Annotated in this window: 20 protein-coding genes; 15 read left to right on the plus strand and 5 right to left on the minus strand. The window is 51.2% G+C overall.

The window, feature by feature from the left end; all coding sequences use genetic code 11:
* Nucleotides 1–79 precede the first annotated feature (79 nt).
* A complete protein-coding gene (locus QWJ20_RS10565; RefSeq protein WP_095699629.1) occupies nucleotides 80–1,357 on the plus strand; it encodes an acyltransferase family protein in 1,278 nt (425 codons plus the stop codon).
* Nucleotides 1,358–1,659: 302 nt separating this feature from the next.
* A complete protein-coding gene (locus tag QWJ20_RS10570) occupies nucleotides 1,660–2,700 on the plus strand; it encodes a DUF481 domain-containing protein (RefSeq protein ID WP_039480786.1) in 1,041 nt (346 codons plus the stop codon).
* Between the two features lie 80 nt (nucleotides 2,701–2,780).
* Here QWJ20_RS10570 and QWJ20_RS10575 read toward each other — a convergent pair whose 3' ends face one another.
* On the minus strand, nucleotides 2,781–3,464 hold the full coding sequence (locus QWJ20_RS10575; RefSeq protein ID WP_052900882.1) for a gamma-glutamylcyclotransferase: 684 nt from the start codon (nucleotides 3,462–3,464) through the stop codon (nucleotides 2,781–2,783).
* Between the two features lie 556 nt (nucleotides 3,465–4,020).
* Between QWJ20_RS10575 and QWJ20_RS10580 the strand changes: the two genes are divergently transcribed.
* The 3 genes from QWJ20_RS10580 to dauA all read left to right on the plus strand — a co-directional run bounded on the left by QWJ20_RS10580 (nucleotide 4,021) and on the right by dauA (nucleotide 8,146).
* On the plus strand, nucleotides 4,021–4,824 hold the full coding sequence (locus QWJ20_RS10580) for a siderophore-interacting protein (RefSeq protein WP_433992504.1): 804 nt from the start codon (nucleotides 4,021–4,023) through the stop codon (nucleotides 4,822–4,824).
* 348 nt (nucleotides 4,825–5,172) lie between these two features.
* Nucleotides 5,173–6,273 carry a sodium-potassium/proton antiporter ChaA gene (gene chaA / locus QWJ20_RS10585; protein ID WP_433992505.1) on the plus strand — a complete coding sequence of 367 codons (1,101 nt, stop codon included), beginning with the start codon at nucleotides 5,173–5,175 and terminating at the stop codon, nucleotides 6,271–6,273.
* 163 nt (nucleotides 6,274–6,436) lie between these two features.
* Entirely contained in the window at nucleotides 6,437–8,146 is a 1,710-nt protein-coding gene (gene dauA, locus QWJ20_RS10590; protein ID WP_433992506.1) for a C4-dicarboxylic acid transporter DauA, read from the plus strand.
* A gap of 24 nt (nucleotides 8,147–8,170) precedes the next feature.
* Here dauA and QWJ20_RS10595 read toward each other — a convergent pair whose 3' ends face one another.
* The gene (locus QWJ20_RS10595) at nucleotides 8,171–8,587 is read right to left on the minus strand and encodes a hypothetical protein (protein ID WP_433992507.1); all 417 of its coding nucleotides are present in this window, start codon (nucleotides 8,585–8,587) and stop codon (nucleotides 8,171–8,173) included.
* Nucleotides 8,588–8,725: 138 nt separating this feature from the next.
* Here QWJ20_RS10595 and folM point away from each other — a divergent pair, with 138 nt between their 5' ends.
* Genes folM through QWJ20_RS10610 form a run of 3 tightly spaced genes read left to right on the plus strand, consistent with a single transcriptional unit; the run spans nucleotide 8,726 to nucleotide 10,796 of the window.
* Nucleotides 8,726–9,448 carry a dihydromonapterin reductase gene (gene folM, locus QWJ20_RS10600; protein ID WP_433992508.1) on the plus strand — a complete coding sequence of 241 codons (723 nt, stop codon included), beginning with the start codon at nucleotides 8,726–8,728 and terminating at the stop codon, nucleotides 9,446–9,448.
* A gap of 14 nt (nucleotides 9,449–9,462) precedes the next feature.
* Complete coding sequence (locus QWJ20_RS10605; protein ID WP_433992509.1) at nucleotides 9,463–9,996, plus strand: sigma-70 family RNA polymerase sigma factor; 534 nt, start codon at nucleotides 9,463–9,465, stop codon at nucleotides 9,994–9,996.
* Nucleotides 9,993–10,796 carry an anti-sigma factor family protein gene (locus tag QWJ20_RS10610; RefSeq protein ID WP_433992510.1) on the plus strand — a complete coding sequence of 268 codons (804 nt, stop codon included), beginning with the start codon at nucleotides 9,993–9,995 and terminating at the stop codon, nucleotides 10,794–10,796. The genes QWJ20_RS10605 and QWJ20_RS10610 overlap by 4 nt, the downstream gene beginning before the upstream one ends.
* A 48-nt stretch (nucleotides 10,797–10,844) precedes the next feature.
* On the opposite strand, the gene QWJ20_RS10615 is transcribed toward QWJ20_RS10610, so the two are convergent.
* From QWJ20_RS10615 to QWJ20_RS10625, 3 genes are all read right to left on the minus strand, one after another.
* Nucleotides 10,845–11,420: a YceI family protein gene (locus QWJ20_RS10615; RefSeq protein ID WP_240585492.1), complete on the minus strand. Its 576-nt coding sequence runs from the start codon at nucleotides 11,418–11,420 to the stop codon at nucleotides 10,845–10,847.
* A 251-nt stretch (nucleotides 11,421–11,671) separates the two neighbouring features.
* On the minus strand, nucleotides 11,672–13,216 hold the full coding sequence (locus QWJ20_RS10620) for an EAL domain-containing protein (RefSeq protein ID WP_433992511.1): 1,545 nt from the start codon (nucleotides 13,214–13,216) through the stop codon (nucleotides 11,672–11,674).
* A 327-nt stretch (nucleotides 13,217–13,543) separates the two neighbouring features.
* Nucleotides 13,544–14,746, minus strand: coding sequence for an immunity 26/phosphotriesterase HocA family protein (locus QWJ20_RS10625; RefSeq protein ID WP_433992512.1), 1,203 nt, complete (start codon nucleotides 14,744–14,746; stop codon nucleotides 13,544–13,546).
* Nucleotides 14,747–14,966: 220 nt separating this feature from the next.
* Here QWJ20_RS10625 and rstA point away from each other — a divergent pair, with 220 nt between their 5' ends.
* The 7 genes from rstA to QWJ20_RS10660 all read left to right on the plus strand — a co-directional run bounded on the left by rstA (nucleotide 14,967) and on the right by QWJ20_RS10660 (nucleotide 22,514).
* Nucleotides 14,967–15,704, plus strand: coding sequence for a two-component system response regulator RstA (gene rstA, locus QWJ20_RS10630; RefSeq protein WP_174869688.1), 738 nt, complete (start codon nucleotides 14,967–14,969; stop codon nucleotides 15,702–15,704).
* Nucleotides 15,701–17,014, plus strand: coding sequence for a two-component system sensor histidine kinase RstB (gene rstB / locus QWJ20_RS10635; protein WP_433992513.1), 1,314 nt, complete (start codon nucleotides 15,701–15,703; stop codon nucleotides 17,012–17,014). The genes rstA and rstB overlap by 4 nt, the downstream gene beginning before the upstream one ends.
* A gap of 178 nt (nucleotides 17,015–17,192) precedes the next feature.
* A complete protein-coding gene (gene asr, locus QWJ20_RS10640; RefSeq protein ID WP_433992514.1) occupies nucleotides 17,193–17,603 on the plus strand; it encodes an acid resistance repetitive basic protein Asr in 411 nt (136 codons plus the stop codon).
* A gap of 404 nt (nucleotides 17,604–18,007) precedes the next feature.
* Nucleotides 18,008–18,310, plus strand: a complete 303-nt coding sequence (locus tag QWJ20_RS10645) for a hypothetical protein (RefSeq protein WP_109411157.1) — start codon at nucleotides 18,008–18,010, stop codon at nucleotides 18,308–18,310.
* A gap of 237 nt (nucleotides 18,311–18,547) precedes the next feature.
* A complete protein-coding gene (locus QWJ20_RS10650) occupies nucleotides 18,548–19,378 on the plus strand; it encodes a trypsin-like serine peptidase (RefSeq protein ID WP_433992515.1) in 831 nt (276 codons plus the stop codon).
* A 472-nt stretch (nucleotides 19,379–19,850) separates the two neighbouring features.
* The gene (locus QWJ20_RS10655; RefSeq protein ID WP_433992516.1) at nucleotides 19,851–21,629 is read left to right on the plus strand and encodes a sensor domain-containing phosphodiesterase; all 1,779 of its coding nucleotides are present in this window, start codon (nucleotides 19,851–19,853) and stop codon (nucleotides 21,627–21,629) included.
* Nucleotides 21,630–21,674: 45 nt separating this feature from the next.
* Complete coding sequence (locus QWJ20_RS10660) at nucleotides 21,675–22,514, plus strand: EcsC family protein (RefSeq protein WP_433992517.1); 840 nt, start codon at nucleotides 21,675–21,677, stop codon at nucleotides 22,512–22,514.
* Nucleotides 22,515–22,518: the final 4 nt, after the last annotated feature.

Below are 22,518 nucleotides of genomic sequence, written 5' to 3' on the forward strand. Positions count from 1 at the left end.
ATGTGACGTTGCTCTCGTCTAAACTAGTTAGTAATCGCATTTTTCGGCTTTTACACCGAGTTTAACGTTGAGGAACAACATGAAAAAGGTTAGTAAGGAGCGGTTTATCGGCCTGGAATGGTTACGATTTCTGCTCGGCTGCTATGTGATGATTTATCACACGGTACACGTTTATCCCCAGCGTGAGCGCATTCCCTTCCTGAGCGAGCTCACCAGCATGGGATTCTTCGCGACCAGCACGTTCTTTGTCCTGTCTGGCTTCTTGCTAGCCCATGTCTACATTAAGGACGGACGTCTGCGTGAACCGGTTCGCCAGTTCTGGGCCAAACGCTTCTTTAATCTTTATCCCATCCATATCATTGCCCTGCTGTCTTCGATTGCCGTTGTCACGCTGATGCAGTGGCTGGCTGTTCCGCCGGAAGGACAAGTCGCCAGCGCGCGTTTCGTTATTTATGACACCAACGATCCCGCAGCTGACCCCGAAACGCTGCGCCATTACATGACGAATGCACAGTTGGCGTTCAACGGGTTATTGCAGGTACTGATGTTGCAGGCATGGAATCCTTACTTCCTGACCTTCAATGCCCCGTTATGGTCGCTTTCCACGCTGTTCTTTTTCTATCTGGCGTTCCCGCTGCTGGCACCGCGTCTGTTGAACAGTCGCCATCCGTGGCTGTGGATGGGGATCGTCTGCCTGCTGTATCTGCTGCCGCCGATTTGGGTAATTTGGCAACAGCAGTTCGGTATGCCGTACACCGGGCTGTTGCAGCGTGGGCCGATCTTCCGTCTGCCGGAATTCCTGGCCGGGATATTGGGCTATGCGCTGTTCCGCCATTATCGTCAGAAAGATCGTTTACCGTTGACCAAAGGCCAGCGCTACGCACTCGCCCTCTTCATCAGTGTGAATTTCCTTGTCGCTACCTGGCTGTTCACAAAAGGCGAAGCCTATTGGTACTTCTTGCTGCACAACGGCTTGCTCCTGCCGGCTCAGGTCGGTCTGGTTTGTCTCAGTGCACTGGCGCGTGAGCCTAACAGTGAATGGCTGCGGCATTGGTCTCCCCGTTTGGGAGCAGCCTCGCTGTCTATCTTTGCGTTACACGTTCCGCTCTTTAATCTGTTCCGTACGCTGGAACAGCTGGTGCGCGGTAATCCGATGGCCTGCTTCAGCGATTGGGATCAATGCATTACCGCGGCAGGTCAGGTGCAGCTGTCCATGACGGGCTATATCATTTTCCTGCTCAGCACCGTGACGCTCTGTGTTCTATTCCAAGAACGGATCGTGTTCCGCGTAAGGACGTTCCTGACCTCACGTTTCCTGAGCAACAACAGCGCATCCCGCACGCAGCGCACCGCATAGCGTCATCTATCGCACACGCTCTCTGGCCTGAAACAGGCTGGGCCAGAGAGCATCATCCCCGCACGCCCCATCGCCTTTCCGCCAGCCAAAAATGTGACAGATATCGCGTTATAGCTGTTAATCATCAATAGCCACTTTTATAACTATTTACATTCTAATCAATTTTCGTTTTCGGGTAGAGCATCACTACGATTCCTGTTAATGTTTGCCGTTCCGGACTAAACCGGTTCGTTATCATCGGCTGTACGTCTTTGTCTTTGACGGACATCTCACTACCTGTCACCACTGTTTACTTGGCAATAATGACACTATCCAAACACGCACTCTCTTCCCTCAGCCTGGTTATCGCCCTCTCTGCTGGCATTACACAGAGCCGCGCTGACACCATTTGGCTGACCAATGGCGACCAGCTCACAGGGAAAATCACGCTGCTTGACGGCGGAAAACTCTTTATCAACACCGACTATGCAGGCTCTATTTCTGTTGCCTGGGACAAGGTGAAAACCTTTGAATCCGACCATGGTCTGGTGATTCAAGGCGAACGCTACGAAAAAGGCGTACTGTATCCGACGATCAAAGCAGGCGAAAACCGCGCCATCGTCGCGAACCCGTCGCTGGCTAACGAAGCCGCTGGCCCGCAGACATTGCCGCTTTCCGAAATCACGTCCATCGTCGCGCAGAAGCCGCTGGTGACCGATTTAGCCTGGAAAGGCAACATTGACGCTGGCATGTCGCACAAGAAAAGTTCGACAGAAACCGACAACTACGATGTGACGCTGAACACCAAAGCGCGTCACGATACGTGGCGACACAACCTTGATGCCAGCTACCATTTGGCAAAAGAGGATAAAGTCGAGAGCACCAAGAATGCGGCTGGCGAATATGCACTGGATAAGTTCGTAGATGAGAACTGGTTCTGGCAGGGTCGTTATCAGTACAAACGCGACTGGATTGAAAGCATTAAAATCAACCGCTCTTTCGGTCTCGGTCCCGGTTATCAGTTCTGGGATAACGATTTAGGCGCGTTCTCACTGACGTCGCTGGTCAACTCCCAAACCTTCGTCTACCGCGATCAAGGCGATGATGACTTCTACTCCGGTGCGATTAAGTGGGCGTACAACCGCTACCTGTTTAGCAAATCGGTTGAAGCCTTCACCAACGGTGAATTGGGTCGTTCATTTGATGGCACTGCGCCAATCTATCTGAAAGCGGATGCGGGCCTGCGCTTCAAGCTGACCGACTGGTCTTCTATGAGCATGAAAGTGTCACGTACCCGTATCGAAAGTAATCAGGGGAATGTTGACGACACGCTGTACACCATGGGTGTTGGCGTCGGCTGGTAAGTCAGTTGCTTCACATTGTCTCAAGGTGAACGGCGATCTCGTCGTTCACCTCAATGCTTCCACTCATCGCAGTTTCGTTATTAACCGTTCCCTGCCGCCGCAGAACACGACTGTTGCAGGATTCTCACCCGCTGCGCCAGTTCACTCACGCTTTCGTCTTCCGTTCCGTGATTCTTCAGCTCTTGTTCGAGTGCAAACAGATATTGCGCATTGGTGCCGAGCGGACCGCTCGCGCGCGCAATCAGCGGGGCAACGCTCTGAATGCAGGTATCATTTTCGTTGAGGGGATGCTCCGGCTCGGAGACAAACACCAGCGCCGTCAGCGGTGCCCCGTTCTTGCGATGCAGTTCGCACCAGAGCGGACGATAGCAGCCCGTCAACATTTCACGCTTCCACAGCAGCTCCAGATCTTCACGCAATGAGGTTTCCGGCAGTCGGAAAGCCAACCCCGTCGTTTGCCCGCCGGGTTTCAGCGCCAGCATCCGCCCTGGCTGCGTTAGCGTGCCGCGGCCGATGGTGAGGCGCAGGCAAAAGGCACGCTGCCACCCTGCCAACGTAGCAAGGCAGGTTTCTTCGGCGTCAAAAACCGGGTTCCACATGAGTGAACCATAGCCAAATACCCAGACAGGACAGCTATTTGGCCGGAGCGCCAGCGTCCTGTCCAACGAGTCAGCCCGCTGTTGCGGGGTGAGCAATAAGGTTTCTTCAATACAACCAAAAGACGTTCTACAATCTGCTTTCTGCAAAAAATCGCGTGTTAACACTACTTACTACCCCCAACCTTACTCTTTTGCTGCTCGTCAGATCGGCTCTCGCCCTGCGTGTAAAAACCTAACTGCTTCATCTGCTTAATTTTACAACACTATCTATATTGAGGTTATTCATTTATGGCTTTGCGATCAAGTTTGATACTGGTCACAAAGACTGAAAAAGTTCGTGATAATGTTTCACTCACGCAAGATTCCGATTTTGTACCCTAAATAATTCGAGTTTCAGGAAGGCGGCAAGAGAAGGCATCCCGATGAGCTTACTTAGGTAAGTGATTCGGGTGACTGAATGCAGCCAACGCACATGCAACTTGAAGTATGACGGGTATATCAACTAATCGGCAACTCACCGCTAGACTTGACAAATTCTTGATACAAACCTCATTTTTGTGAGGTCAGGAGGCTGCCGTACGCGTGGCATGAAAGCGCTCGACTCCAATAAAAAGTATCGGCGGTGACAAGAATAATAACGGGCAGACATCAAATGATAATAATTATCATCTCGTGTTATTATCATTCTTAATTTGGAATCGACTATCCACGGAGACACTGAATGGCAACGCCGCGTCAGCCTGTTTTAGTTCAGGTTAAACACATCCACGATATTTCCCCTCATTTACGCTGCATTACTTTCCATCACGACGCGCTGCGCGATTATCCGATCGAGCGATACGGTGCACACATCAAGCTCTTTTTGCCTCAGACAGGACAGCAAAAACCGGCTCTGCCCACAATTGGTGAACGCGGCCCGATCTGGCCAGAGGGCGAAGCCCGCCCCATCGTTCGCACCTATAGCGTCCGTGCGGTGCGCCCGGAGGATGCGGAGCTGGATATGGTTTTCGCGCTGCATGAGCACGCCGGCCCTGCCGTCACCTTTGCCCGTCAGGCCAAGCCCGGCGACTGGGTCGGCATTTCGCAACCCGGTGGCCCGCTCCCGATGCTGCCGCCAGCGGCCGCTTATTATCTGGCTGCCGACCCGTCATCGTTCCCCGCGCTCATGGCGCTGTTGGAGAACCTGCCTGATGACGCAACGGGGCATGCGGTAATCCGTGTCGACAGCGAGGCGGATAAACTTGATATCGCTAAACCAGCACAGCTTCATCTGCACTGGATTGTCGGCGGAACGGACGTGACCGATGCATTGTTGCAGCAGTTTCAGGCACTTCCGTCGGCTGAAAATGCATTTTACTGGTTAGCCGGTGAGGATCGCATCGTGGTTCAGCTTCGCCGCCACGTGCGTCGCGAACGCGGGTGTGAGCGAAATCAGATGTATGCTGTGCCTTATTGGCGAGAAGGGCTAAATGAAGAGGATTATCATCATAAACGTCACGATATTATGGATAATCCTGACGCATAACCATAAAAAAGACATTTGATATTATCATGATAGGGAGAAGACACGCAGATTCTCCCTTTTCATTTGAATTTCATCTCAAAGCGTAAAAATCCGTAAAAAAAACCGCATCAACATGACAATCTGTTATCATATTGTTCGTTTTATTACGTTATAACTACTTTTTAGTAACCTTTTGCTGTTTATTGTTGTTCTACCCCCTTAATAAAGGGCTTACGACCTGAATAAAGGATTTTACGACCACAATAAATGGCTTTATGCCCTAAATAGTTCGAGCTGCCAGTAGGCTGACTTGAAATATGACGGGGATATTTTGCCGTATCATTCCTCTGGATAAGGAGAACTCCCGCAATGAAGTCTCATGCTGAGGTGGTCAAAACTCGCCATCATGAATACTCGCTCATTTTTCCTGTTATTGCGCTGGCCGTGCTCTACATGTGGGGCACGTCACAAGATTTCCTCGCCATTCTCGGCATTAACGCCATCGCGCTAGCCGGGATACTGTTCAGCGCCTTCAGCGTGGTACGTCACGCCGACGTGCTCGCACACCGTCTGGGTGAACCCTACGGTTCATTGATCCTCAGCCTATCCGTCGTCATTCTTGAAGTCAGCCTGATTTCAGCACTGATGGCAACCGGTGACGCTGGCCCGGACCTGATGCGTGACACCCTCTATTCCATTATCGTGATTGTCACCGGTGGTCTGGTCGGTTTCGCCCTCTTACTCGGCGGCCGTAAATTCGCCACACAGTACGTCAATCTCAGCGGCATCAAGCAGTACCTGATGGCGATCTTCCCATTGGCTGTGATCGTGTTGGTTTTCCCCAGCGCCTTGCCCGGTGGTAATTTCAGCGTAGCGCAATCTCTGATTGTTGCCGCTATTTCTGCGGCGATGTACGGCGTTTTCCTGCTGATTCAAACGCGTACGCACCAAAGCCTGTTTGTCTATGAGCATGAAGACGAAGGCGACGGTGACGATCCGCACCATGGAAAACCGTCCGCACACAGTTCACTGTGGCACACTGGTTGGCTATTGGTTCACTTGGTTGCTGTTATCGCGGTCACCAAGACGAACTCCATGCCGCTGGAAACGCTGCTGACCGAAATGAACGCACCGACGCAGTTTACGGGCTTCCTGGTCGCGCTATTAATCCTCTCACCTGAAGGGCTGGGAGCGATCCGCGCCGTCCTGAAAAATCAGGTGCAGCGTGCCATGAATCTGTTTTTCGGTTCCGTGCTGGCAACCATTTCACTGACGGTCCCTACCGTCACGATCATCGCCATGCTGACCGGCCGCACGCTGAACTTCGGTCTGGATATGCCGCACATTGTCGTGATGCTGTCGGTACTGGTGCTGTGCCACATTACGTTCTCCACCGGTAGAACCAACGTGTTGAGCGGCAGCGCGCATCTGGCGCTCTTTGCCGCCTATCTGATCACCATCACGCTGTAATTCCCCTGCCGACGCGGTTTTCGCCGCGTCGGCACCGCCAAAAACCACTTCTCTTGATGTATATCTGGATCTTCTGAGCGCGTCCGGCGTATCGTAAGGCAGTCGTCGACGGACCGGCAGGCCCGCCATATTGATTTACTTCCTTACTTTGGTTTCTGCTTAGATGAAAACGCACGGAATTAACGGCGTCAGGCCGTTCAGCGCACTGATCGATGCGTGCTGGCGCGAAAAATATACGCTACAACGTTTTACCCACGACATTATCGCTGGCGTGACCGTCGGCATCATCGCCATACCGCTAGCGATGGCACTGGCGATTGCCAGCGGCGTTCCTCCGCAGTACGGACTGTATACGTCAGCCATTGCCGGGATTGTCATCGCCGTCAGCGGCGGCTCACGCTACAGCGTCTCGGGCCCGACGGCCGCCTTCGTCGTCATTTTGTATCCGGTGTCGCAACAATTCGGGCTATCCGGCCTGCTGGTTGCCACCTTGCTGTCCGGCGTCTTTCTGCTGCTGATGGGGCTCTGTCGCTTTGGCCGCCTGATTGAATACATTCCGCTTTCCGTGACGCTGGGGTTCACCTCCGGGATCGCTATCACCATCGGTACCATGCAAATCAAGGATTTCTTCGGCTTGCAGATGGCGGTAGTCCCCGAGCATTACGTCGAAAAAGTGGCGGCGCTGGCGCAATCGCTGCCGACCCTGCACCTTGCTGATACGCTGATTGGCGCAACGACGCTGCTGGTTCTCATCGTCTGGCCCAGACTCGGTATTCGCCTGCCCGGCCATTTGCCTGCGCTGCTGGCAGGCGTCGCAGTGATGGGAATCATGTCGCTGCTCGGTGAAAATGTGGCCACCATCGGTTCCCGATTCAGCTATATGCTAGCGGACGGTTCGCAGGGGCAAGGGATTCCGCCTATCCTGCCGCAGCTCATTCTGCCGTGGGATATTCCGTCGCCGGATGGGAAGACGATGACGCTGGATTGGCAAAGTATTTCCGCGCTGCTGCCTGCGGCGTTCTCTATGGCGATGCTGGGGGCGATTGAGTCGCTGCTGTGTGCCGTCGTGCTCGACGGGATGACGGGCAAAAAACACAATTCTAATGCGGAGCTGATGGGTCAGGGTTTCGGTAACATCATCGCGCCCTTCTTTGGCGGCATTACCGCGACCGCCGCGATTGCCCGCTCCGCCGCTAACGTGCGCGCGGGGGCAAACTCGCCTATCTCCGCCGTGATCCATGCGCTGCTGGTGTTACTGGCGCTGCTGATCCTTGCGCCGTGGCTGTCTTATCTGCCGCTGGCGGCAATGGCGTCGCTGCTGCTGATCGTCGCCTGGAACATGAGCGAAGCACACAAAGTGGTGGATTTGCTGCGCCACGGGCCGAAAGACGACATTATCGTGATGCTGCTCTGTATGTCGCTGACCGTGCTGTTCGATATGGTGATCGCGATTACCGTCGGCATCGTGCTGGCGTCCCTGCTGTTCATGCGACGCATCGCGCAGATGACCCGCCTGAGCGAACTGCCAGACACCAAAATACCGGATCATCTGGTGCTGCGCGTTAACGGCCCGCTGTTTTTCGCGGCGGCCGAACGCATCTTCAACGATCTGACAGTGCGCAGCGAAGGCTATCAAAACATCATCTTACAGTGGGATGCGGTGCCGGTGCTGGATGCTGGCGGACTCAATTCGTTCCTGCGCTTTAGTGAAACGCTACCCGAAGGTAAACAGCTTATCATCACCGATATTCCCTTCCAGCCGTTAAAAACGCTGGCGCGGGCGAAGGTTCATCCGATTGAAGGGCGGCTCAGCTTCTACGGTTCATTAGCACAGGCGATTGAGGCGACGACGGTGCGCTCAGAAACAGAATAGAAATAGTGTGCAGGCCACGCCGTGCTAGTGCTGCACGGCTGGCATCTTAAATCGGACGGACAGGCGTTCGTCCCGCAGCGTTAAATCCAGCGCGTCGTCACATTCACTGCTAATGGCGCTCAGTTGCTCGTTCGTCAGCGAATAAGGCAGTTGGATATCAAACGCGGTCAGACCTTGCTGGCGTGCCAGCGTAATCAGCCTGGTGATATTGGTTTCGTCACTCACCTGCGTAGAAAGCACCTGTAGCGCCAGTCCCTTCAGCCGCTCTTTCGGCGCGATCTGCCGAGTCGGTGCCATCTTGGTTACCATGCCAAAAATCGGCATCACGCCGTACATCGCATCCACGAAACGCCAACGTTTCTTGCACAATGCTGCTAAATAATCCGTGTAGTCCAGACAGAGTGGCTCACTGGAACTTGTAGACTCAGGGGACTTTTCCATATTCCCTTTTCTCCTCTTCGCCAGTGGTTTGCCGCGCACTACCCTGACGGGTATAAAACCGTAAACAATATGATGGTTAATTCAGGTATATTGTCACGCTTCGCCCCCTTTTGACTAGCGTGTTGAGGAGACCTAATTGTGACAACTTTTTCTTCTGCTCCCGTGTTAATTACCGGCGGCGCACGGCGTATTGGCCTGGCGCTGGCGCATTCGTTTCTGGCCCAGTCGATTCCGGTCATCATCAGCTATCGCACGCCTTATCCTGAACTGGAGACGCTACAGCAAGATGGCGCCGTTTGTCTGATCGCCGATTTTTCCACCACGGAAAACATCTATGCGTTTGCGGGGCAAATCCAGGCGCTCACGCCGCAGCTGCGCGCCATTATTCACAATGCCAGCCGCTGGGAGCCTGAAAGCCCCACCACACCGCCAGAAAAAACGCTGGCCGATATGCTGCAAATCCATGTCTATACGCCCTATTTACTCAACCAACTGCTGGAACCCTGCCTGCGTGGGCAAGGCATCGCGGGTGCAGATATCATTCATCTGACGGATTACGTGGTAGAAAAAGGCAGCGATAAGCACATTGCCTATGCCGCCAGCAAAGCAGCACTGGATAACATGACGCGGTCGTTTGCCCGCAAGCTGGCACCCGAGGTGAAAGTCAACGCGATCGCCCCCGGCCTCATCCTGTTTAATGAAAAGGATGACGAATCCTATCGTCAGCAGGCGCTGGAAAAGTCATTGATGAAAATTGCCCCCGGTGAAGAAGAAATTGTCCGGCTGGTGGATTACCTGCTCAGCAGCCGTTACGTCACCGGGAAAACGCTAGGCGTTGATGGTGGACGGGCTTTGCGTTAATTCCCTGAGTATCAATGTGTGAGGATAAGCCAATCACCACCAGCGACGTTCGCCAGCAGCTTACTGCTCATTTGACGCGCCTGTGGCGCTATGGACTGGTGCTGTCGCGCAGCCATGAGGTTGCCGAAGAGCTCGTCCAGTCTACCTGCGTTCGTGCACTCGAAAAGAGCGGGCAATTTACCCCGGGCACTCGAGTCGACAGATGGCTGTTCTCCATTCTTCATTCGATATGGATTTCCGAACTGCGCGCCCGCCGCGTGCGTCTGGGGCAAGGGTTTGTCGAAAGCGAAGCCCTATTGGCCCCGGATACCCAAGAGCAGAATGATGATTGTCGGCATTACCAGAAAATCATGCAGCGCGTCAGCGCGCTTCCAGAAGCGCAGCGCAATACCGTCTTTTTAGTTTATGTCGAAGGATTTACCTATCAGGAGGCAGCGGACACGCTATCGGTACCCATCGGCACCATTATGAGCCGACTGGCCACCGCACGAAGTACGCTGGCAAAACCAGCTGATGCTCTGCCTGCTGCAAAGGAGAAACGGTCTTGAAACCCATGCGTTTTACGCCCCCCTACGGCGATGAAGCCATCGTTGCCTGGTTGGATGGTGAGATGGATGACGACGATGCACAACAATTCGCGACACAGTTGGAAAAAGACGAACAACTTGCCGAGCGCACCGCCGAGCTGATGAAAAGCCATCTCGATCTTGAAGAGGCCTTCGCGCCGTTACTCAACAAAGCGCCTCAGGCGAAAATGCAGGCTCGGCTTGAGGAACTGCTGACGACGGATCCGGCGTCCGTAGAACCGCCATCGCATGTCGGTGTCAGTCGCCGCTCGCTCATTGCAGCCTCACTCAGTTTCTTGGTGATTGGTTCAGGGCTAGGCTACCTTGCCCGTCCTGTTTCGATTGTTCGCAACGACAGTGAGAAAATTCGCGATCTTGAAGCGCAGTACATGTCACTGTACAGCCCCGAAACCCTGCTTGATGCGGACAGTTCCTTACCCACCTTACAGCGTGGGCTGTCTCGTGCCACTCAAGAGATTGGGCTGCCACTCAATGTACGGCAACTGACGCTTCAAGGTGCGGAGCTGAAAATAGTGCGTATGCTGCGCTACGACAGCACAGCCATTGCACAGATTGCCTGGATGCACGCCGAATATGGCCCAATGGCGTTGTGCATTTCTCCCGATCGGGGAGCAACCGCCTCTGCGCTTAACAATGAACAACGCCATGATATGCATGTCGTCTGGTGGCACAATCGTGGCTATCAGTTCGTATTAATTGGCCGTAACCCTGTACCGCAACTGACTGAAAGCGCGCTCAGGCTGCAAACTTCTCTGGCCTAGCCATTGGTGCTCCCGCCACTCGCTGCTCCCCTGAGTGGCGGGAAATGTTTATGCGGTGTGTCGCGCTTTCGCCTGGATATCAATACTGATTGCCACGCGGTCATCAACCACCCCGGTAAAGCGATCCATATTAAAAGCCGATCGAGAAATCGCCGTGGTGGCATGGAGAGACAACGCGTCTTCGCCAGATGCGTTTCCGTCATGTTCTTCGAGCGTGGCGTCCAGAATAACTGGGCGTTGAATATTTTTTACCGACAGTGAACCAAAAACCCGAAAATGGCCATGACCTAGTGCGACCACCCTGCTGCTAGTGAAGGTGATATCGGGATAGTGCTCAGCATCAAAAAACAGGCTGCTTTTTAACTGGTAAGTCAGCAAGCCGTTGGAAGCCTGTAGCGTCGTGATGGGGATTTTCACATCAATACGGTCATTTATTTCCTTTTCCGCATCCAGCGTGATGTTGCCCGTCACGCCGTCGAGAGAAGCCTGTGAAAGGTGACCAAATGCTTGCCATGAAAGCGCAATGGCGGTTTTATCCGTAGCAATGGTGTAGTTGAGAGGCATAGCGTGCAACAGTGGGCTGATGAGCAGCCCGGCGGCCAGAACGGGAACGATGCGCGTCATAACAGGGTTCTCCTAAAAAAAGTAGACAACGTGTAAACGCACCAACGAACGAATTTATTCGGCCAATACTTATTATTTTTCTCGATGCAGAGAAAACACCGAGCATTGAGGGTGGACGGGCTTTGCGTTAAAGCCCCGCCACAAAGACATGGCCGGATATTTCACGCCATGTCTTCTTCTCTTGCATCTTGTGCAGCCGTTAAGTTAATGCTCTTAACGTGAAGAGGACAAGTATAAAAATCAGGGACACACTACGTGATTTTTTCCTGAGTGATTAACAGGTTTTCAATATTTCTTGCTGACAGTGAGCGATAAAAAAACCACCCTTGAATTAAGCAATCTGCGTCAATCCCTCTGGCAATCGCTAATTGCTCAGCATCTTCAACGCCTTCAAAAACAATGTCTTTTCCCATATCTTTAATGAGCAAACAGATCGCATGCAATATCTTTTCTTTATTCTTGTTATCCAGATTTTTCATTAACGAACCGTCAAGTTTAACTTCATCAAATCTGAAACCGGTAAGCCATGCTAAGTTCGAATTTGCCACGCCAAAATCATCAATCGCTAGTTTGATGTTCATGTTTGCCACACGCTCGGCAAAAAGCTGGATTTCCTTTTGCGATAGCTGGCAGCGTTCTGATATTTCCAACTTTACCTGAGCAGGCTCAACACCATGTGAAGCACATGTCTCAATCAATCGGCTTATGAAAGTCGGTTCGTTAATTTCATGATCGGTTATATTTATAGACAGCGTCAGTTCTCTGTTTTCATTGAGAACAGCAGCCATTTCTTTCACTGACGTTTTTATTACAAAATCAGATATTTTTGCGTAAAACCCAATTTTTTCCGAAACCTTTATAAAGACCTCAGGAGAAACAAAGCCATGTACGCTATCACGCCATCTGACTAGCGCCTCAAGACCCGCTATTTTCCCATCAATGGCGTTCACCATCGGTTGATATTCAAGAAAAACATCCCCTCTCTTAATGGATTTCTTCAAGCGGGACTTCAGCGATTGTCTTTTATCGACAATATGTAAACAGAAGAAAGTCAAAAACCCACCCAGCATCAATGCAACCGCCATGACAAAAGACAGGAGACCAGATGTGAGCGACAGCAGTCCGCTGCGCGCATTTTGAGCCATCACGCAAAACAGCCATTGGGGACTACAAAGACTGGTGTTGGCGGTAAATATTTTACTCAGTAACGGATTACCCGAAGCAATATATTCCTTCGAATTCGATTCAAAATACTTTTGCGATTTATCCACTGATGTCATAACGAAATATCCATCAGCGGCCGTATTCAATATACTTTCATAGGTTCCTCGCGCGACGAATACCGCAGCATGACCTTGATAGAGGGCGATATTGTTATACAGCGTTTTGCTATTGTTTTTCACTTCAATTAATGCTGGCTTATTATTTTCCGTTTCATTTTTCACAGTAATAGGCAGAGGAGGATTCACTTCCCCCCAAAAGGCACTACAATAAATACGATTTTCTTTTAAAGAAGCAACATCTTCAATATTGAGATGACGCCATCTTATCATTCTTAATTGTTCAATGTAGTTTGGCGAACAAATATCATCATCAATAGCGTTAATATCACCCAACGCAGACAGTGCCTGTTCTGCTAACATTTCAGCCTGAAAACGTAACTTTTCAGAGCGCAATGTTAATTTACTTTCCTGATGGTTAACCAATAATTCATTTAATGAAAATAAAAAAGACAATGAGATAAAAGCCATCATGAAAATGGTTATTGTTATCTTTTTAAATCCTGAAAAACGCATCGCAGTCCAATGTCAGTTAATACTCAAAAGAGCATTTAAATCCAGGCCAGCGATAGTAACCAGATGAAATTTTCGTGTCCAGTTCTTTCAAAAACACACCGTTAAAATTAGCACGTTTTTATAATTCACCGCGGTTAATAAATCAGCTCCATTTTATTAAGCAATATCGATTAAAAAACCATGCAAGTAACCATTTGATTACATAAAGAAATAACCGACCAGGTACACATTAATGTATTTTATATACATTATTAGCGAGAATTATTGCACCACCGCAGTCCACTGGCATGCACGCGCCCGAAAGCACGTGCACCGAGATAGCAGGTATTATTTCGTCTCTTTTTTCTTCACTCGCGCCTTACGCTGGTACGCTTTATTATCGGCGACATACGCCAGATAAGCCGCACGTGTCAGCCCGCCAGTACGCTGGGCAAAAGCATCGTAGGTCGTATCCGATGGAAAACCAAACTCGGCCAGTGCCTGTTCCCATGCTTCACGATGTTCCGGGTTGTGCAGCGTTTTATCGTAGCCAGGGAAGCCTTTATCAGCGAAGCATTCGGCTGATACGCTGCTATAAGCCCCATTATTCATATAGCTACGCCCGGCTTTAAAAGCGGTATCCTGACTGGCTTTATTGATCGAGCAAGGTCCCCACGACAGACGATAGTCGCTTTGCTGTGCACTGATGCTTGGGCCATAGCCAACGGGGAACAGGATGTCATCTTCCGACAACGTTTTCGATCCCACATACTCATAGTTACCGCGCAGAAACGAGTTATCCATAACAATCCAGCACTTCTCAGACAAGGACGATGCCACAATCTCCGACAGAGGGAGATTACGCTCGGTTGTGCGAAGAAGATAAGGTCGGACAAACAGCGGCATCGTCATCACATCATTCCAGATGCTGTGTTCTGCAAATAGCTCGTCCTTTTGCATCTGACGCAGGTTACCAATCACCAAAACATACCCATCGGTATGTAAGTCTATTTCGACCCGGAAGATGTCGCCCGGAACCGTTTTATGCTGCTGATTCTTCATACTCATCAGCCGTTCCAGCTTGTGCGCATAATCAGCCGGTAATTGTTCGCGATAAGATCGCAGCCACTCGACAATCTCTGCTTTGCTGGTCAAATGACGGCATTCCGGCAACGGTAGTCCGATTGAGTTGCGGTAATTGCTGGCGCTGATATAACCGTAGCTGCCCGAATTCAGCGTTCTGACACCCGCAGAAAACACAATGCCATCGGCCGTGACGCTAGAAACACTGGTGTACGTCAGCTTTTTTTCTTTACCGCGCGCGGTTCTCGGCAGAATAACGTCACGGCCACGCGTGTGAATAATGACATCTTCTTCCTGATAATCTAGCTCGGTGGCGGTAATCCGTTTGCGGATCGTGTCGCCATCAAAGCAGATAAAATAGCCGTCACGTACGGTTAAAATATCCCATTCAGACGAGAGCGGTTCTAGCCCAAAATAAGGACGTAAGGCTTCCTGCATCCAGCTGTTTATCTGGTCAATCGGTTTCATCTTCAGCGCGGTTCCCAGTGGAATAATCGGTCATATGTCGTGACTGCTCTCGTTAAATACCGAGAGTCAGGTGCGATATCGCCTAAAAAAAGCGCGCCCCGCAGCTTATCTAATTTGGGCAAGTAAACAAACACTTAACACCCATTTACGCTTCATTTCTCGTTTATCGCCTATCATCAGGCTATGCTATCAACAGTGAGTTGGGGATAACGTAGATACCATGCATAAGATTGTTTTTATAGAAGATGATACCGAGGTGGGAAAATTGATCGCCGCTTACCTCGGCAAGCATGACATTGATGTTCAGGTTGAAGCGCGGGGCGATCAGGCATTGGCCTTTATTGAACAGCAGCAGCCCGACCTTGTGCTGTTGGACATCATGCTGCCCGGCAAAGACGGCATGACAATCTGTCGGGAATTGCGGCCACAGTATAGCGGCCCGATTGTGCTGCTGACCTCGCTGGACAGCGATATGAATCATATTCTGGCGCTGGAAATGGGTGCCGATGATTACATTCTGAAAACCACACCACCCGCCGTGTTGCTCGCCCGCCTGCGTCTGCATTTGCGGCAATACGCTGCGGTGCCACAGGCCGTGACGGAAAATGCTGCGCCCGCCGCGTTACAGGTGCACAAATCCCTGCACTTCGGCCTGCTCTGTATCGATCCGGTCAATCGGGAAGTGACATTAGGGCAAGAACACATCGTGTTATCCACCGCGGATTTCGATCTGCTCTGGCAGTTGGCGACTCATGCGGGTCACATCATGGACCGGGATGCGCTGCTGAAAAATCTGCGCGGTGTGACCTACGACGGCATGGATCGCAGCATTGACGTCGCGATTTCTCGCCTGCGTAAAAAACTGTACGACAACCCGCTGGAGCCGTTCCGTATTAAAACGGTGCGCAACAAAGGTTATCTGTTTGCCCCCAATACCTGGGAGAGCGTCACGCTATGAGAAAGCTGTTCGTCCAGTTTTTTCTATTACTGTTCGCCTGCTTTGTCGTCATGACACTTCTGGTTGGGCTGGTCTATAAAGTCACGGCCGAACGCGCTGGACGTCAGTCTATGGATGATCTGATGAAAAGCTCGCTGTATCTCATTCGTAATGAGCTGCGCGCGATTCCGCCTCGTGATTGGCATAAAACCATCAGCCAGCTTGATTTAAACCTGTCATTCAAACTGCACATCGAACCGGTGAGCAAATATGCGCTGAGCCCCAAGAATCGGCAACGTCTGAATCAGGGAGAGATTATCGCGCTGGATGACGAATACACATTTATCCAACGCATTCCCCGCAGCCACTATGTTCTTGCCGTCGGCCCTATTCCTTATTTGTTCTTCCTGCATGAAATGCGGCTGCTGGATTTACTGCTGGTGATGCTGATTGGCCTGTCGCTGGCGCTGCCGGTTTTCCTCTGGATGCGGCCACATTGGCAGGCCATGCTAAAACTGGAGAATGCCGCACAGCGCCTCGGGGATGGTCATCTGGAGGAGCGCATTCATTTCGATAGCACCTCAAGCCTGTACCGGCTTGGTGTCGCCTTCAACCGCATGGCGGATAACCTGAACCAGCTCATCAACAGCAAAAAGCAGCTGATTGACAATATTGCGCACGAACTGCGTACGCCGCTAGTCAGGCTGCGCTATCGGCTGGCCATGAGCGACAACCTGACAGAAGACGAGCAGCAGGCGTTAAACCGGGATATTGGTCAACTCGAAGCGCTGATTGATGAGCTGCTGACGTATGCCAGACTCGACCGCCCGCAGGTGACGCTGCATCTTGCTGATATCGATATTCCTTCGTGGTTACAGGCAAAAGTTGACGATTTCCGCCTGATCCACCCTGACAAACACATCTCGCTGGACATGCGCCATTCGGCACGGATTGGGGCGCTCGATTTACGCCTGATGGAGCGAGTGCTGAATAACCTGATCGGCAATGGGTTGCGCTTCTGCCACAGCCGGTTGCATATCAGTCTGACATCCGACGCCGGGCACATCGCGTGTCTGCAAGTCGAAGATGACGGCCCCGGTATTCCGCCCGACAGCCGGGAAAGCGTGTTTGAACCGTTTGTCCGTCTGGAAGCGGGTATCGAGAACAGCAGCGGCGGATGTGGGCTGGGGCTGGCGATTGTTCATGCTATCGCCCGGGCGTACGACGGCAGCATTACCGTGGATGACAGCCCGCTCGGCGGCGCCCGTTTCCGTTTTTGCTGGCCGGTAAAAACCGCAACAACGCAGGCCGCAATCGCCGTTCAGCACTAGCACCGAGACGGCGGTAACCCCGCCGTTTTCCCCTGCCTTTCCCACTTTTTCTGGCTTGTACATTAGGTTACACGCCGAAACCAATCACTCACTGAAGCCGTCCGCTGTTTCTCCTATTCTCTCTCTACCGGCCCAACTGAGGGCTACGAAACGTGAATGAGATAACGAGGAAATGAAGATGAATAAAGTATTAGTTATGATCGCAGGTGCGGCACTGGGTCTGTCCTCTGTAGCGTTTGCCGCGGATACCGTAACCAGCGCACCAGCTCAGCCTACGGCGACCACGTCTGCTCCGGCTAAAGCCGCTCACCATAAAAAACAGGTGAAGAAAGTCCAACCAGCTCCTGCCCAGAAAGCGCAGGCCGCTAAAAAACACGTGAAGAAAGCCAAGCCAGCCCCTGCTCAGAAAGCACAGGCTGCCAAGAAACACGTGAAGAAAGCCAAACCTGCTCCTGCCCAGAAAGCGCAGGCTGCTAAAAAACACGTAAAGAAAGCTAAACCAGCCCCTGCTCAGAAAGCGCAGGCTGCCAAGAAACACGTGAAGAAAGCCAAAACGGCAAAACCAGCGACCACTACGCCAGCAGCGTAATCGGTAAGCACCACGCCTTCCCTACGGGGAAGGCGTCACTTTCGGTTAGCCCTATTTGAAATCTATCGCTAAGAGCTTGCCGTAGAACAATCATTAAACACCCGGTTTACCGGGTGTTTATTTCATGGGGGGACGAGAGAATGATGCGGCGTTACTCATTTGAAATTATGTTATCCCTCGTTCTGCTCTGTGGCATTGTCACCCTGAGTTTTTTTCTCTAGTCACAGGGCTTGCATCACGCCGTGATTAATCGCACCGCTATTAATCATGAGGTTATTGAACGTTAAAAACCGTAAACGTCAAAAATGCAGACCACTAGCCAAATAAAGAGTGTAGAGCAGTAAAGTTTTATCACTCAGCGCCGTTTATATCATTACACTCCGGGCAATACCGAGAACTGTATAATGAAAAGAACCCTGCAAATATCTGCCCTATTGCTGAGCACGCTGGCTGCGACATCGTATACCTTCGCCTCTTCTTCTTCATCGTCCGGTATCATCCGCTTTTCGGGTGCCATCGTCGAACCGGTCTGTGATGTGACAACACGCTCAAATAATGTGACCGTCAGCTGTGAACGACAAGGTGAAATACAAACGCTACACATGAAAAACAGCTCGCAACACGCTGTTTTGCCGCAAGGCATCGGCTCGGTGAGTTCGAAAACGTTAAGTTCAGATGCGCGTGTCGTGATCGTCAGCTACGAATAAAACGGATGTCATTCGCTGTACTGTTGATGTAAAAACGCGACGCCACTTCAGATCGTGGCGCCGCGTTTTGAGCATAGAGGTATTATGATGAAATAAGCGCAGTGATGTTATCCGACGCCTTTTACACTCGATAACATTTTAATTCTCAGTCCCTCACCAACAAATACATCTATAGTTAATTCAACGCGCTATATTTAGCGCCTCAAGATGACTTCTCTCATAAGGTTTATTCACTGCATGCGCATATCAGCCTGGTTGTTATGTTCATTATCATTTATCGCCCCGCTCAGTTGGGCTGAATCCTCACCGACGGACACCGCCGCGCAGAAGCAGCAACAAATCTTATTTTTCAACCATGACGATCGGGATAGCGTTCCCGACACGGCGGTCTGGCCGTGGCAAGCGATTGGGCAATTGGAAACCGCCAGCGGCAACCTCTGTACCGCAACGCTGATTTCCCCGCATCTGGCGCTGACAGCCGGGCACTGCGTGGTTACACCACCGAAAGGTGAGATGGATAAACCCGTCGCGCTGCGCTTTCTGGCGACAGAAAATGGCTGGCGGTATGAAACAACGGAAATTGAAGTGCTGGCGAATAAAACGCTCGCCAAAAAACTGAAAGCCGACGGCGAGGGGTGGATCGTTCCGCCTTCAGCTGCACCGCTGGATTATGCGCTGATTCGGCTAAAGCAAACGCCACCGGACATTCGTCCGCTCCCGCTCTGGCAAGGCAGCCGCCAGGAATTGATGCAGGCTTTGAAGGACAACGGTCAGCGCGTCACGCAGGCCGGTTACCCAGAGGATCATCAGGAAACGCTTTATCGCCATCAAAACTGTTTGATCACCGGCTGGGTTCACACCGCCGTTATGTCGCACCAGTGCGACACGCTGCCTGGCGATAGCGGATCCCCGCTGATGCTGAATTCAGCAGCAGGCTGGGTGCTTATGGGCATCCAAAGCTCCGCGCCCGATGCCAGTGAACGCGATAGAGCCGATAATCGCGCCGTTTCCGTTACCGCCATTCGTCAGCAGTTAGAAGCGTTGGCAAAACAGCAGGCAACAAAGTAACGCTAACGCCCCACAGAACCTCACCGTCAGGCGGAAATCATTATTCAGGATACCGCCTGACCTCATCGTTTTCCGCCAATTTCATGGTATAAAAAAATATCTGTTCTATTCTTATCAGAGAGATAGGTTAATCATCCATATTGTCACCCTACAATGGGTATAACAATTATCAGGATGCTATTTTTATCTTATGGAAGCGACCATTTTTTATAATTGGATTCCCCCTTTATTTGCAGAGTACTTTCTCAGCCAGACCGTTTACCTCTACTTGTAACTTACTGGGAAATATCATAAATCCATACAGCACACTGAAAACCGAAAACATGATTTAAGACAAAAAAACGTCCGAACCTTAACGGAAAGATAAAGGCGATATAATAAGTTACCTCAATTTTTAGCCTCTATGTTATTGTGTCGCCGTTAAATTAAATTGATGTTGTCGCGATTATTATTGCGGAAAGGAAGAGTCTACATGTTAAAACATTTGAGCCATGACGAAAAAAAACGCATGCAGACTCTCGACGAATTACAGAAAACCGATATATCTCAAGACGATATTCTTCACAAACTCACGAAACTGGCCTGCCAACTCCTTGAAACCCCGACGGCTCTCGTGACGCTAACTGGTTCCAAATCTCTGCATGTTAAAGCGAAGACCCATTTTCCTTTGGATGATATGGATAAAATCGGTTCCTTCGACCATTTTACCGTACAAACGGGTCAATCCTTTATCTGCCCCGATGCCACTCAGGACGACCGTTTTAAAGATAGTCCTTACGTAACCGGCGAACCTTTTATCCGTTTTTACGCTGGGGTACCGCTGAAAACCAAAGACGGCTATTCCATCGGTACGTTCAGCGTCATCGATTATGTCCCACGCACCTTCAGCAAGGTCCAACTGCGGCTCCTGCATGATTTAGCGACCATTGCGATGGTGTTAATGGAATATCGCAACGCGATTGGGCTGATTGATGCCGTCACGCTGTTGCCCAATCGCCAGCGCCTGATTGACGACATTAGCCACATTACCGACATTCACGAGCCCTACCTGCTTATTCTGATTGATACCATCGACATTTCTTACGCCTATGAAATGGGATGTGCGCTGGGTATGCCGACCGTAGAAGGCCTGCTAAAAGATATCGGGGTCTTTTTACGTCTTAGCTTAAATTCATCAGACAATTTGTACTCTGCCGCCGTAGGCCGTTTCGCGCTACTGGTGAAGGCCGATAGGAAAGATCAAGTTCTGGCGGAACTCGACGCCTGTGCTGAGCGGATCCATGAAAGTATCGCCAGCCATATTCCGCTCAAACTGGAACTTTTTGTTGGCTACACCGAATTCCAGATTCCGGCCAAAGAGCCGCAGCAAATCTTGCGTGAATCAATGAGTGCACTGCGCACTGCCATCACCAAGAATATTCACCAGTTTGCCTACGACCCAGAGGCCGATAAAGCGCAGCAAATCGCCTTTACCTTGCTCAATGAGCTGGCCGATGTGCTACAGAACAAGAAGCAGGGTCTCTATTTGGTTTATCAGCCGAAATTAAACATCAAGACCAACACTGTCATTGGTGCTGAAGCGCTGATTCGCTGGCGTCACCCTGAGTTAGGTGAGATTTATCCCGACCAGTTTATTCCGCTCGCGGAAGGTACGACGCTGATGCGTCCGTTAACGGACTGGGTCACCCGAGAAGCGGCATGCCAAGTAAAGCAGTGGCGTCAGGAGGGGTTGAATTTTCCCGTGTCGATTAACGTTTCTGCCAGAAATTTTTCCGAGAATGACTTTATCCCACGCCTCATCACCATTCTGGAGAACCACGGCCTCACCCCTCAGGACATTGACATTGAGTGTGTCGAGACGCAGAAAATCATCGAAAGCACCGAAACGCTCGCCACCATCCAAACGCTGCAACAGCTCGGATTTACTATCGCGCTTGATGATTTCGGCACGGGATATAGCAACTTGAGCTATCTGCGCAATATTCCCTCTACGGTGATAAAGCTGGATAAATCGCTGATTAAAGATATAAAAACCGACCGCAAAAGCCGCGTCATTGTGCAATCCGTTATCAGCATGCTGCACAAATTGAATTACATTGTGCTGGCGGAAGGCGTAGAAAATAAGGAAACGCTCGAATACCTGGCTCATTTTGGGTGTGATGAAGTACAGGGTTACTATTTCTCCCGACCTATCCCACCCGAGGCTTTTACCGCCTGGTTAGCGGCGCGCTCGTCACAAACGTCTGCATAACAATCCCGTCAGGCAGCAATTCAACCAACGGTACGGAGAACGCGCATGACTCTTCTTACTCAGCAGGATGCGCTCGCCATCAGACAGGCCATGGCGCTGCTAGAAGCCCCCTCTTTTACCATACAGGCGGCGAATCTGGTTGGAAAACCGATTGAATGGAGCCTGTCGAAATTACCCGTCCTGGTGAAAAACAAAATACAGGATGTGGTTCATTCCGCGCTCTACAAAGCGGTAGACGCCGCACTCTATACGCTAGAGGATGCGCCTGATCGCGTAGCATCACCAAAAACACACAAGCTGGCCGTCGCCGCTTCCGGTGCAGTTAGCGGTTTTTTTGGCGCGGCGGGTCTGCTGGTTGAACTGCCTATCAGCACCACCATCATGATGCGTTCCGTGGCGGATATTGCCCGCAGCGAAGGTTTCTCCCTCACTGATTTTTCCGTCAAAGCCGCCTGTGTGGAGGTTTTCGCGCTCGGTGGAACACAAGAAAGCGACGACGCTGCCGATTCTGCTTATTACACGTCACGCGCCGTTCTGGCCGATATCACCCGACATGCCAGCCGCGAATTAATCGGCATTGCTGGCAAGAAAAGCGCAGGGAAAGCGTCTGCCCGAATGAGCACCTCACAGGCAGGAAAAACGCTGGCAAAATTGATTGATGCGGTCGCCACCAGACTGGGCGTAACCATGACGGAGAAAATGGCCGCACAGATTGTTCCGGTGATTGGGGCTGCCAGCGGTGCGGCCATTAATACGCTGTTTATTCACCACTACCAAAACATGGCGAAAGGTCATTTCATCATAAAACGTCTGGAACAGCAGTATGGTGAAGAAGCCATCAGGTCGGCTTACCTTGAGATCAAAAAGCAGCCCTTGCCGACCTGATGTG

It is taken from the genome of Pectobacterium sp. S5 (assembly GCF_051707265.1).
In the GTDB taxonomy this organism is placed as follows: Bacteria; Pseudomonadota; Gammaproteobacteria; order Enterobacterales; family Enterobacteriaceae; genus Pectobacterium; species Pectobacterium polare.

Coding starts and splice junctions, on each gene's coding strand:
- QWJ20_RS10565 (WP_095699629.1), top strand. CDS start 80: ATGAAAAAGGTTAGTAAGGAGCGGTTTATCGGCCTGGAATGGTTACGA.
- QWJ20_RS10570 (WP_039480786.1), top strand. CDS start 1,660: ATGACACTATCCAAACACGCACTCTCTTCCCTCAGCCTGGTTATCGCC.
- QWJ20_RS10580 (WP_433992504.1), top strand. CDS start 4,021: ATGGCAACGCCGCGTCAGCCTGTTTTAGTTCAGGTTAAACACATCCAC.
- chaA (WP_433992505.1), top strand. CDS start 5,173: ATGAAGTCTCATGCTGAGGTGGTCAAAACTCGCCATCATGAATACTCG.
- dauA (WP_433992506.1), top strand. CDS start 6,437: ATGAAAACGCACGGAATTAACGGCGTCAGGCCGTTCAGCGCACTGATC.
- QWJ20_RS10595 (WP_433992507.1), bottom strand. CDS start 8,587: ATGGAAAAGTCCCCTGAGTCTACAAGTTCCAGTGAGCCACTCTGTCTG.
- QWJ20_RS10605 (WP_433992509.1), top strand. CDS start 9,463: ATGTGTGAGGATAAGCCAATCACCACCAGCGACGTTCGCCAGCAGCTT.
- QWJ20_RS10615 (WP_240585492.1), bottom strand. CDS start 11,420: ATGACGCGCATCGTTCCCGTTCTGGCCGCCGGGCTGCTCATCAGCCCA.
- QWJ20_RS10620 (WP_433992511.1), bottom strand. CDS start 13,216: ATGCGTTTTTCAGGATTTAAAAAGATAACAATAACCATTTTCATGATG.
- QWJ20_RS10625 (WP_433992512.1), bottom strand. CDS start 14,746: ATGAAACCGATTGACCAGATAAACAGCTGGATGCAGGAAGCCTTACGT.
- rstA (WP_174869688.1), top strand. CDS start 14,967: ATGCATAAGATTGTTTTTATAGAAGATGATACCGAGGTGGGAAAATTG.
- rstB (WP_433992513.1), top strand. CDS start 15,701: ATGAGAAAGCTGTTCGTCCAGTTTTTTCTATTACTGTTCGCCTGCTTT.
- asr (WP_433992514.1), top strand. CDS start 17,193: ATGAATAAAGTATTAGTTATGATCGCAGGTGCGGCACTGGGTCTGTCC.
- QWJ20_RS10645 (WP_109411157.1), top strand. CDS start 18,008: ATGAAAAGAACCCTGCAAATATCTGCCCTATTGCTGAGCACGCTGGCT.
- QWJ20_RS10650 (WP_433992515.1), top strand. CDS start 18,548: ATGCGCATATCAGCCTGGTTGTTATGTTCATTATCATTTATCGCCCCG.
- QWJ20_RS10655 (WP_433992516.1), top strand. CDS start 19,851: ATGTTAAAACATTTGAGCCATGACGAAAAAAAACGCATGCAGACTCTC.
- QWJ20_RS10660 (WP_433992517.1), top strand. CDS start 21,675: ATGACTCTTCTTACTCAGCAGGATGCGCTCGCCATCAGACAGGCCATG.